General features: G+C 63.8%; 12 protein-coding genes and 1 pseudogene. 4 read left to right on the top strand and 9 right to left on the bottom strand.

Annotated elements, in window-relative coordinates:
• Window positions 1-4 precede the first annotated feature (4 nt).
• The 5 genes from ABF990_RS00740 to ABF990_RS00720 form a co-directional block, all read right to left on the bottom strand.
• On the bottom strand, window positions 5-244 hold the full coding sequence (locus tag ABF990_RS00740) for a hypothetical protein (RefSeq protein ID WP_415506448.1): 240 nt from the start codon (window positions 242-244) through the stop codon (window positions 5-7).
• Window positions 241-1017: a thiazole synthase gene (locus tag ABF990_RS00735; RefSeq protein WP_415490609.1), complete on the bottom strand. Its 777-nt coding sequence runs from the start codon at window positions 1015-1017 to the stop codon at window positions 241-243. Before ABF990_RS00735 ends, ABF990_RS00740 begins: the two co-directional genes overlap by 4 nt.
• Before the next feature lie 3 nt (window positions 1018-1020).
• Entirely contained in the window at window positions 1021-1218 is a 198-nt protein-coding gene (gene thiS, locus ABF990_RS00730; RefSeq protein WP_415490610.1) for a sulfur carrier protein ThiS, read from the bottom strand.
• A gap of 13 nt (window positions 1219-1231) precedes the next feature.
• Window positions 1232-2203, bottom strand: coding sequence for a glycine oxidase ThiO (gene thiO / locus ABF990_RS00725; RefSeq protein ID WP_415490611.1), 972 nt, complete (start codon window positions 2201-2203; stop codon window positions 1232-1234).
• A 283-nt stretch (window positions 2204-2486) separates the two neighbouring features.
• Window positions 2487-2963: a DUF3429 domain-containing protein gene (locus ABF990_RS00720; protein WP_415490612.1), complete on the bottom strand. Its 477-nt coding sequence runs from the start codon at window positions 2961-2963 to the stop codon at window positions 2487-2489.
• A 178-nt stretch (window positions 2964-3141) separates the two neighbouring features.
• On the opposite strand from ABF990_RS00720, the gene eno reads away from it, so the two are divergent.
• Together eno and ABF990_RS00710 are read left to right on the top strand one after the other, a co-directional pair.
• Window positions 3142-4422 carry a phosphopyruvate hydratase gene (gene eno / locus ABF990_RS00715; protein ID WP_415490613.1) on the top strand — a complete coding sequence of 427 codons (1281 nt, stop codon included), beginning with the start codon at window positions 3142-3144 and terminating at the stop codon, window positions 4420-4422.
• A 147-nt stretch (window positions 4423-4569) separates the two neighbouring features.
• Window positions 4570-4896: pseudogene (locus ABF990_RS00710) on the top strand (FtsB family cell division protein); the annotation flags it as partial.
• A 433-nt stretch (window positions 4897-5329) separates the two neighbouring features.
• Here ABF990_RS00710 and rpmG read toward each other — a convergent pair.
• Window positions 5330-5497 (bottom strand): 50S ribosomal protein L33, encoded by a 168-nt coding sequence (rpmG, locus tag ABF990_RS00705; RefSeq protein ID WP_003623017.1) that lies wholly within the window; start codon window positions 5495-5497, stop codon window positions 5330-5332.
• Between the two features lie 68 nt (window positions 5498-5565).
• Between rpmG and glp the strand changes: the two genes are divergently transcribed.
• Both glp and lexA read left to right on the top strand, forming a co-directional pair.
• Window positions 5566-6840 (top strand): gephyrin-like molybdotransferase Glp, encoded by a 1275-nt coding sequence (gene glp / locus ABF990_RS00700; protein ID WP_415490615.1) that lies wholly within the window; start codon window positions 5566-5568, stop codon window positions 6838-6840.
• Window positions 6841-6942: 102 nt separating this feature from the next.
• The gene (gene lexA / locus ABF990_RS00695; protein ID WP_415490616.1) at window positions 6943-7596 is read left to right on the top strand and encodes a transcriptional repressor LexA; all 654 of its coding nucleotides are present in this window, start codon (window positions 6943-6945) and stop codon (window positions 7594-7596) included.
• A 130-nt stretch (window positions 7597-7726) separates the two neighbouring features.
• Here lexA and bioD read toward each other — a convergent pair whose 3' ends face one another.
• Genes bioD through ABF990_RS00680 form a run of 3 tightly spaced genes read right to left on the bottom strand, consistent with a single transcriptional unit; the run spans window position 7727 to window position 11060 of the window.
• Window positions 7727-9193: a dethiobiotin synthase gene (gene bioD, locus ABF990_RS00690; protein ID WP_415490617.1), complete on the bottom strand. Its 1467-nt coding sequence runs from the start codon at window positions 9191-9193 to the stop codon at window positions 7727-7729.
• Entirely contained in the window at window positions 9190-9879 is a 690-nt protein-coding gene (locus tag ABF990_RS00685) for an alpha/beta fold hydrolase (RefSeq protein ID WP_415499619.1), read from the bottom strand. The genes bioD and ABF990_RS00685 overlap by 4 nt, the downstream gene beginning before the upstream one ends.
• Complete coding sequence (locus tag ABF990_RS00680) at window positions 9879-11060, bottom strand: aminotransferase class I/II-fold pyridoxal phosphate-dependent enzyme (RefSeq protein ID WP_415499620.1); 1182 nt, start codon at window positions 11058-11060, stop codon at window positions 9879-9881. Before ABF990_RS00680 ends, ABF990_RS00685 begins: the two co-directional genes overlap by 1 nt.
• Between the last annotated feature and the right edge of the window lie 7 nt (window positions 11061-11067).

The following is an 11067-nucleotide window of genomic DNA, read 5'->3' as shown; positions in this document are numbered from 1 at the left end:
CCGATCAACCCCGTGGTCGATTCAGCAGACTGGGTGGAACGGCTGGGTCGCGCGCGCGCCGGATTTCGGCCAGCAGGGCGGCGGCGGACATGTCCTTGAGCCGCAACTGGATAAAACGCGCCCCCGCGCGACCCAGCCGTTCCACCCAGTCTGCTGAATCGACCACGGGGTTGATCGGCTGCGGAATGGCACGGGCCAGAGCCTCGGCCGACGCATGGGGAGGGGTAGAAAGAGACGTGTTCATCCAAGCAAGGCCTTTCCTGCAAGCGGGGTGGACGGGGCCGCCATGTCCCGTTCTTCCATAGGGTCTGCGGCACGGGCCAGGGTTCCGGCCTCTACCGCCAGAGCAAAGGCCCGCGCCATCTGCACAGGGTCCCCCGCCTTGGCGACGGCCGTGTTGATCAGTACCGCGTCATACCCCAGTTCAAGAGCATGGGCGGCGTGCGAGGGCACGCCGATCCCCGCATCCACCACCAGTGGCACGCCGGGAAAATGGGCGCGCAGGGCACGCAGGCCAAAAACATTGTTCAGCCCCCGCCCGGAGCCGATCGGCGCCCCCCAGGGCATAAGCACCTCGCACCCCGCGGCCATCAGCCGTTCGGCCACGACAAGATCTTCCGTCGTGTAGGGGAACACCCTGAACCCGTCCTCGGCCAGAATACGCGCAGCCTCGACCAGACCGAACACATCGGGCTGGAGGGTGTCCTGTTCGCCGATCACCTCCAGCTTGATCCAGTCCGTGCCGAACACCTCGCGCGCCATGTGGGCGGTTGTCACGGCCTCTTTCACGGTATGGCAGCCCGCCGTATTGGGCAGCACGGGCACGCCCAGGTCCTGAATGAGCGACCAGAACGCCTGCCCGGCACGGGCGCGGGCCCCCTCGCGCCGGAGCGAGACGGTCACCACACCGGGCCGGGCGGCCAGAACCGCGTCCCGCAGAATATCGGGGGATGGATACTGCGCGGTGCCCAGCATCAGGGGCGAAGACAGCGCGCAGCCGTAAAATTCCGCACTCATAGCTTATCCACCCTGCATGGGGGCGACGATTTCCACCCGCATCCCCTCCGCCAGCACCGCCTGCGCGCGCTGCACGGCAGGCACGAACAGGCCGTCCAGCGCGGTGGCGATCCGTGCGCCGCCATAGCCCAGTTCATCGATCAGGGCTGCCAGCGTGTGGGCCGAGACATCGTGTGTCTCGTCATTGACCACAAGTTTCATGGGGCGTTGCTCCTTAACTCTGAGCGCCAAAAATCAGGTCGGCGGCTTCCCGCGCGCGCGCGGGCGACAGCAGGAAGCCATGCCTGTACATGCCGTTAACGAAAACATGCCGCCCATCCCGGCGCACGCGGGGCATGTTGTCAGGGTAGGACGGGCGCAGACCCACGCCGGTTTCCAGAATTTCCGCCTCGGCAAAGCCGGGGTGCAGGGTCCAGGCGGCGTTCAGCAGTTCCATCATGGACCGCACGGTCATGCCACCGGTATCCTCGCTTTCCACCATGGTGGCCCCCACCATGAACACATGATCGGCCCGCGGTACGATATAGACCGGAATACGCGGGTGCAGCATGCGCACCGGTCGGTGCAGAACCACATCCGGGCAGCGCAGCAGCAGCATCTCGCCCCGCACGCCACGCAGGCCGTCCAATGCCTGCCGGGCATCCAGCCCCGTGCAGTCCACCACCCAGTCGAACGCGCCCTCATCTGGCGGGGTATCGTCCAGCACCGCATGCCCACCCAGATTGCGCAGCCTGTCACCCAGTGCTTCCAACGCGCGGCGGGGGTCCACATGCCCTTCATCGGCAAAAAACAGGCCTTTTTGAAAACGTCCGGCCAGATCCGGTTCCAGTTCCGCGATTTCCGCACCGCCAACCTGTGTGAAATGCGACGTCCGCCGCCCGAAACGGGCTATTTCGCCCACGTCACGCGCAGGCGCCAGCACAAGACTGCCTTCGCGCGTGACATCGGGGACATGGGCCGTCCACCAGTCGACCGAATCGACCGACTGGGCCGTTACCTCCTCCGGCGCGGACTCCGCCTCGCACCACGGGGCAAGCATGCCACCGGCCATCCATGACGCGCCGGCACCTATACGCCCCGCGCGGTCCACCAGAGTAATATCCCCGCCCCGTTCGGCCAGGGTGACGGCGGCGGTCATCCCCGCGACACCTGCCCCTTTTACCAGAATGCTTGGTTTGGCGTTCATAACCCCGATCTTTATCCCACCTGCTGTCGTCTTGAAAAAACCGCGTGGCCTGTGGGGGCATGTTATACCATATCCGCCACGGCTGACAGCGCGGCACCTGCCTGGCGCCGTCAGCGCCACGGGGCCACCATCGGTCCGTCATGATGCTGGCCGTCATTTTATACCCGCATAACAGACATAGCCACGAACGAGCCCACCGGTCACCGACCTGCACGCCCCGCCACCAGATGGCCCAGACGGACCCCGGACAAGCCCGGCACAAAACCACGAACAGGGCGTGCTGCTAGAACGCGCGGACAACCAGCACCATGATCAGGCAACATTCGGTAACGGCGGTCACGATCCAGCGCGCCCCCATGTAACCCGCGGGCAACCAGCCCCGCCGCCAGGCTGCGCGTTCGCAAACCGCCATGGCCGCGAACGCTGCAATCAGCAGTGCAATACCGGCCAGCGGTACCCAGGCATACGCCAGGCAGGCCGCACTCCACCCGACCAGGGCGGGTACCACGCCCAGAGCAAGGCGCAGATTATCCACTCCGTCCGCACCGGCGGTCATGATCAGGCGATCGGTCTGCAAGGCCTGCCCCCAATGCACGGCACCCATGAAGGAAAGGGACACCGCCCCATAGGTGACAAGCATCATCAGAAGATTGGGAACAGGCACGCCGGAATCGAAAAAAACAATACCGGCGCTACACAGCACGAAGGGCAGCACACCCGCCACCATGAGAACCACGGCCAGAAAGGGAAGTTTCTTCATTGCTTGGGGTCATGCTCCGTGAATATGGTGTTTTCGCCTTCGCGGTGTTGACAGCAAAGCCCAACAGGAGGCCACTAGCAACCGCACGGAATAACGAGTCCGGTCTGCTCCGTCAGAAACCAAGAATAAGGCGGTTGGGGGCCTCCCCAACCCGTAAGCCATCAGGAACGGAAATACCATGAGCGCCATTGTCGACATTATCGCCCGCGAAATTCTGGACAGCCGGGGCAACCCCACTGTGGAGGTCGACGTCGAACTGGCGTCCGGCGCCAAGGGCCGCGCGGCTGTTCCCTCCGGTGCGTCGACCGGCGCGCATGAAGCCGTGGAACTGCGTGACAAGGACCCCAAGCGCTACGGCGGCAAAGGGGTGCTCAAGGCCGTTGAAAACATCGAGACCGAAATCCTGCCCACATTGCAGGGTGCAGAATCCTCGGACCAGATCGACATCGACAATGCCATGATCGACCTGGACGGCACCCCCAACAAAAGCCGCCTGGGTGCGAACGCCATTCTCGGCGTGTCTCTGGCCATTGCCAAGGCCACGGCGGCCGAACTGGAAATTCCGCTTTACCGCTACATTGGCGGTCCGTTCGCCCATATCCTGCCTGTGCCCATGATGAACATCGTCAATGGCGGCCAGCACGCGGACAACCCCATCGACATTCAGGAATTCATGATCCAGCCGGTGGGCGCGCCCACCGTTGCCGACGCCATTCGCTGGGGTTCGGAAATTTTCAGCGAACTGAAAAAGGCGCTGAGCGCCGCCGGCCACAACACCAATGTCGGGGATGAAGGCGGGTTCGCCCCAGCCCTGAAATCGGCTGACGAGGCACTGGGCTTCATTACCCGCGCGGTGGAAGCCGCGGGCTATCGCCCCGGCCAGGATGTGACCTTCGCGCTCGACTGCGCCAGCACCGAGTTCTATCGCGATGGACGCTACGTGATCGAAGGTGAAGGCAAGACCCTGGATTCCGCAGGCATGTCCGCCTACCTGGCCGATCTTGTAGGCCGCTACCCGATTGTCTCCATCGAAGACGGCATGGCTGAAGATGACTGGGAAGGCTGGGCACTGCTGACCCAGACACTGGGCCAGAAGGTCCAGCTTGTGGGGGACGATCTGTTTGTCACCAACCCCGAGCGCCTGCGCCGTGGTATCAAGGCCGGCATCGCCAATTCCCTGCTGGTCAAGGTCAACCAGATCGGCACGCTGACCGAAACCCTGCAGGCGGTCGATATGGCCCACCGCGCGGGATATACGGCGGTCATGAGCCACCGTTCGGGCGAGACGGAAGATTCCACCATTGCCGATCTGGCCGTCGCCACGAACTGCGGGCAGATCAAGACCGGTTCGCTCTCCCGCTCGGACCGCACGGCAAAATACAACCAGCTTATCCGCATCGAGCAGGAACTGGTTACCGCCGCGCAGTATGCTGGCTACACCATTCTGAAAACGGCCTGAATACCGCAAAAATCCATACCCCCGGGCCAATAGCCCCGGGGGCTACTGGCCCGGATTGCGAATTCACTTGTACGCGCATCCTGCTATGGTTTAAAATGGATACCGCGTTATAAAGTGGGTTGATCTTTTAGCGTAGGCGAACCAGCAGTGCAGATCGGTCGTATCATCCGTCGTGTTATCCGGGCCGTTGTTCCCCCCATGGTGTTTTTGGGGATTGCCGGCTATTTCGGCTGGAATGCCACCCAGGGTGAGCATGGTATCCATGCCTATCACCAGCAGCTTGGCCTGCTGGCCCAGGCCCAGCAGGCCCGTCAGGACGCCCTGACCGAGCAGGCAACCTGGCGCAGACGCGTAAATGGCCTGAAAGAACAGTCACTCGATGGCGATATTCTGGATGAGCGCGCGCGCGCCATGCTCAACATGGCCGACAGGAATGATATCGTCATTCCCTACGACCGGCGCGATCCGCCTTTTTTAACATCCGACTATTGCATACGGTCTGGCCGTAGCAGCCGCAGGTCTTTGACCACCGCCCGAGTGGCTGACGCCAACGCGCCGACCGAACACGCGCATCAACCCTCCGTCAAACAATCATTCCAACGGACCTGACCGGATCTGGCTTGGGTGGGGTTTTGGGCGCCAATGCCTCGCCCTGTGCGCATCAGCCCGCTTTTTAGTGGCTATAATCCCGCACCGCCGCTTTGCACTGAATTTTGGGCTTTTGGACAGCATTCGCACGCCTGAACAGCCGCGGCCCGATGCTGCCTGCTGGTCAGCACACCACTATGGAGTGCCACACACAAACAGCCTTTTTATGCGGCCTATACACGCATACGGGTAACAAAAAACGGCGCCATAAGGCGCCGTTCCGATCCGGGCATCAACACCGCCCCGATAAAGACCAGATTTATTTGATCTTGGCTTCGCGGAACACAACGTGCTTGCGCGCCACCGGGTCGTACTTCTTCAGTTCCATCTTGCCCGTATGCGCGCGGGCGTTTTTCTTGGTCACATAGAAATACCCGGTGTCCGCCGTAGAAACGAGACGGATCTTGATAACATTGGTCTTGGCCATGGCTTCCTCAGCAGGACAGGATTACGGAGCCGGGCATGCGGCTCCGGCGGTGTTCAGTTCGGCGCAAAATGCGCATACAAAAGAAAAAGGTCAAGCTTTCTTGCATCAAAGCAGCACCACGGACACCAAAAGGGGACCATTTTATGCTCGATGTGGCAACCGCACGCGCCCGAATCCTTGCGAACATACCATTCTGCGGGCAGGAAACCACACCGCTCAACATGGCGTGCGGCCGTATTCTGGCACAGGACCTGCCTGCAAGGCGTGCTAACCCGCCCGTTGCGGTTTCCGCCATGGACGGGTACGCCGCCCGCGTCGAAGACACCCACCCGGGAGCGGTGCTGCATGTCGTGGGCGAAGCCCCGGCCGGTCACCCTTCCGGGCTTGAGGTCGGTCGCGGCGAGTGCCTGCGTATTTTCACCGGCAGCCAGGTGCCTGCCGGGGCCGATACCATCGTCATTCAGGAAAACGTCACCCGTGAGGGCGAATACGTCACGCTGTCACAGGCGGGCAAGGCAGGCCAGTTCATCCGCGCCCGTGGGCAGGATTTCAACCAGGGCGACGTACTGCTGCATGCAGGCCGCAAACTCGGTCCCAGAGATATCGGGCTTGCGGCAGCGGGCGGGCATGTATGGCTGCCTACCGCACGCAGGCCGCGCGTGGGCATTCTGGCCACCGGGGATGAAATAACCCTGCCGGGCGACCCCATAGCTGAAAGCGGCGTGTTCAATTCCGCCGCGTTCATGGTCAGCGCCCTGCTGGAACAGGCGGGGGCGGACCCCGTTCTGCTGCCCGTGGCGCGTGACACCACCGCCAGCCTGACCCGAAGCCTGACCCAGGCCCGACAACTGGACATGCTGGTGACAATAGGCGGGGCCAGCGTGGGCACTTACGATCTGGTTCGCAGCACACTGGATGATGTGGGGCTTGAGCTCGATTTCTGGAAAATCGCCATGCGGCCGGGCAAGCCCCTGCTTTCGGGGCGGCTGGGCCACACACCTGTCATAGGACTGCCGGGCAACCCGGTGGCGGCCCTTGTCTGCTCCATCGTGTTCGTGGCACCCGCGATCCATACCATGATGGGGCTGAGCGTTCCCGCACAGCCCGCGACAGAGCCCGCGATTCTGGCCTGCGCCGTGCGCGAGAACGATGAACGACAGGATTTCCTGCGCGCTACCCTGATCGAAGCCCCCCTAGGCGGACTGCCAGAAGTCACTCCTTTCGCCCGGCAGGATTCGGCGCAGCTCAATATTCTGGCGCAAAGCCAGGCACTTGTCGTGCGCCCCCCCAACGCCCCGGCGCAGGACGCAGGTACTGCATGCCGTATGATCCGGCTGCCCTGAACACGGATTCCCACGCGCGAATGCATTGACAAAAAAGGAGAACTTACATAGAACAAAATCAGGTTTTTCCTGACTGTTCAATCGTGTCGCCGGGGTGCGAAAATGCTGACTCGCAAACAGCACAAGCTGCTGCTTTTTATTGACTCGCACCTCAAGCAGACGGGGTTTTCCCCTTCCTTCGACGAAATGCGCGAAGCCATGGGCCTGCGTTCGAAGTCGGGTATTCACCGGCTGATTTCAGGACTTGAGGAACGCGGCTTTCTTCGCCGGCACCACCATCGCGCCCGCGCGCTGGAAGTCCTGCAACTGCCCGAATCCACGGAAGACCTGCCCCCCAATGTCATTCGCGGCAGCTTTACACGCCCCAAACCGGAACTGGTGCGGGTACCGCTTTACGGGCGCATTGCAGCGGGCCTGCCGATCGAGGCCCTGGCGGACCCGGTGGCAAACCTGACCGTGCCGACCGACATGCTTGGCAATGGTGACTACTACGCGCTCGAAGTCAGCGGTGATTCCATGACGGATGCCGGTATTCTCAACGGCGATCAGGTCATTATCCGCAAAGCCGATCAGGCGGAAAACGGCCAGATTGTCGTCGCCCTGATCGATGAACACGAAGTCACACTCAAACGTCTGCGCCGCAAGGGGGGCATGATCGCGCTCGAACCCGCGAACATGCAGTATGAAACCCGTATCGTCCCCGCCGACAGGCTTCGTATTCAGGGCGTGCTGGCCGGGCTGATGCGCCAGTACTGACACCGGGCATGGGGCGCATGCAAGACCCCGCCATCACACCTGACCATGCAGGCGCCGGCAGGGTTTATGCCCCGCCCCCTGTCGCGCCAGTTAAATGTGTCTCCGGCATGCGTGCGGAATAGCAGGCCGCTTAGACCCCTGCGGGGTTGCGCGAGGGTGCTGGAGCGAATGTTGCATCCCATGACGGAAACCGTGCCGCCAGTTCGGGCAGGGTATCTGGCGTCACCTGTTCGCATAGCGGTATTTCAGCCAGAATACGGACCTTGCCCAGACATTCGATCGTACGGCGGTTTTCAGGGTTGGGCGGGCCGTTCAGCACCACGCCCGCTATGGCAATCCCCCTCAGGCGCAAGGCCTCAAGACTGAGCAGCGTATGGTTGAGCGTGCCCAGACCGCTCCGGGCCACCAGCACCACAGGCAGCCCCCAGGCGGCGGCAAGGTCGATCATCATCATCTCATCCGTCGCGGGCACCATCAGCCCCCCCGCCCCTTCCACGACCAGAGGTCGGGCGCTGTCCACCTGCGGCAGCACAAGCGTGGCCGGGTCGATCCGCACGCCCTCCGCACGGGCGGCGGCCTGCGGCGACAGCGGCGCCTGGTATGCCCCCACGGGGGAAAGGCACTCCACACCGGGCACCAGACGGGTAAGGGTCGCTGTATCCCCGTCCTCTTCCGCCAGGCCACTTTGCAGGGGTTTCCAGTACGTTGCCTGCCAGCGCCGGGCCAGACAGGCCGAGATCAGGGTTTTACCCACACCCGTATCGGTTCCGGTTACAAAAACGCCCTCACGCGGGGGACGTTGAAAACAGCCATAGGCCAGTTCCCAACTTACGGCGCCGCCATGTGCGCTCAGCCTGTCCGCCGCTCGCCTGATCTGGCGGTGGGTCAGGCGTTCCGCCCCTTCACGCGGGACAGCGGCACCCGTGGTCTTGAGGTGCCGCAGAAAATCGAGCCCGGTTGCAAACACCTGTTCGTAGCGCGCGACACGCCACGTGCCCGCGCAGGGGTATGGCACCCAGTCCGCAACGGTGCGGGCATCAGGGTAGACGGGTGTGGCGGCCTGCCCCCCTTCCGCCGCGCATGCCGCACGCCATTGTTCGAACGTGCCGCCCAGCAGGGTGGAGACCGCCAGCACCCCGCCGGGGGCTAGCAAAGCCGAAAGTGTTTGCAGCACGCCCGCCGGGTTTTCCAGCCATTGCAGGACCATGTTGCCGCAAATCACGTCGAACGGCCCGGCAATATCGGGCTGGCTCGCATCCATGACACGGAAGGTCACTGGCCGGGACGAGGGCGCGCATTCCGCCATGCGGGTCCGCGCACGGGCCAGCATACGGGGGGAATAATCCGTGGCCACCAGTTCGGCCTGCGGCCACATTGCATGCAGTTCGCGCGTCAGCAGGCCGGTGCCGCAGCCGATTTCCAGAATACGCCGGGGGGCAGGCCCCGGGGCCGAAGCCGGGCCTGCACCCGCCACCCGGCGCGCAATGTCGCTGGCCAGTTCACGGGCAGACAGGCGCTGCACAATGGCTGCCGTATCGTAACCTTCAGCCTTGTCGAAGCTTGCGCCAATCCGGGTCGCGCGGGGGGCCGGTGTCATAGGTCGGGCTGCCCCGCGCCACTCGCGGCCACATCCCGCAGCAGTCGGGCGCAGGCCTCGGGGTTCGTCCATGGCAGCATGTGCCCTCCTTCAACCCACCGGGTGGTAACGCCCCCAGGCACGGACGCCGCGAGCATGGCAGGTGGCACCACAGCATCCTCCGTCCCGCCCAGAATACAGATACGCCCCGCCATGCCGGCCAGAGGGGTACGGACATCCGCTTGCATCAGCATGTCCAGCCCGGCACGCAGGGGCGCGACGTTCACGCAGCAGCCCTCCGGCACGGCAGGCGCACCGCAACGGGCGCGAAATGTGTTCACGACCCCTGCCGCATCTGTCTCCAGACCTTTGATCATGCGAGCCAGGATACGAGCCGACACGCCCTGTGCAAAGTCCGGCCGCGCCGCGAAACAGCCAAAGGCATTCACACCCACCATGATACTGCCGGCTGGCCACCCCTGCTGGCTGGCCAGCCACAGAAAGCCCAGCGAATGCCCCACAGCCAGTACGGGCCGCCCCTCCTGCCCGATCCGCTCGAAAACCTCGTCTACACTGGCCCCTGTCGTGCCCAGAAAACCAAGATCGGGCGTTTGCACCCCATCCCACCCCAGACGGCTGATGACAGGCGTCCAGATATCCGGCCCGAACCCCCAGCCATGCAGGAAAACCGCGCGCAGGCCCTGCATCAGCCCAGGCCCCTGCAGGCATCCGCCACGGCTGCGGCCAGCCCATTTACCTGCGCATGGGTGTGGTGTGCGTGCAGCACCACCCGCAGGCGGCAGCTACCGGGCGGGACCGTAGGCGGACGAATGGCAACCGCCAGAAAACCAGCCTGCTCCACCCTGCGCGCAACGGCGAGTGTTTCCGCCTCCCCCCCGATCAGCACCGGCACGATCTGGGTGGAAGACGGACCGACATCCAGCCCGGCCCGGAGCATATCCTTACGAAAGGCGTCAGCCAGACTGGCGGTATGCCTGCGGGCCTCCTCCATGGCGGGCAGAAGATCCAGAGCCGCGTCCACCGCCCCCAGCACCAGCGGTGACGGTGCCGTCGAGAACACAAACCCCGACGCCGCGTTTTCCAGCCAGCGGCAGACCGGGTCGGACGCCGCGACAAAAGCCCCCATGCTGCCCAGCGCCTTGGAAAACGTGCCTATGACCAGATCGGCCCGCCCGGCCACCAGCCCCTTGCCGGACTCGCCCAGAACACCCGTGGCATGCGCTTCGTCCACACACAGAAAGGCATGATGGCGACGGGCGAGGTCATGCAGGGAGGCCAGATCGGCCCGGTCCCCGTCCATGCTGAACACGCTTTCCGTCAAGATTATCCGCAGGCCCGATCCTTTTGCCTGTTCCAGCAGCGTGCGCAGGTGGTCCATGTCATTATGCCGGAACCGTCTGGGCCGCAGGCCTGCGGCAGCGCAGCCATGGTACAGGCTGGCATGGATCAGCCTGTCCACGATCACGATGGCCGGTGCCCCCGTCTCCTGCATGGAAAGCCGTGCCAGTGCCGGCACGATGGACGCATTGGCCTGCCAGCCCGAAGAAAACAGCCGGGCCGCCTGCATGCCTTTCAGGTCCGCCACGCGCCGTTCCAGCCGCGCGACCTGGGGGGACGTGCCCGTCACCAGCCGCGATGCACCGCTGCCGCTCCCTTCCTCCCGTGCCCAGTCCTGGGCGCGTTGGGCCAGCAGCGGGTGCGTGCGCAGCCCCAGATAATCGTTGGACGAGAAATCGACCAGCACAGCACCATCATCGGCGCGCAAAAGCCCAGGGCCAGCCCCATGCCACGACCGGCATGACCGTAGACGGCCCTGCCCGCCCAAGGTATCCAGCCCTTTGAGAAAAAGATCGTCAAACCCCATCATGACCCGA

Origin of the sequence: Acetobacter sp. (genome assembly GCF_047723915.1) — a bacterium.
Taxonomy (GTDB): Bacteria; Pseudomonadota; Alphaproteobacteria; order Acetobacterales; family Acetobacteraceae; genus Acetobacter.
The sequence above is the reverse complement of the archived record's forward strand: the minus strand, read 5'-3'. Positions and strand labels throughout refer to the sequence as shown.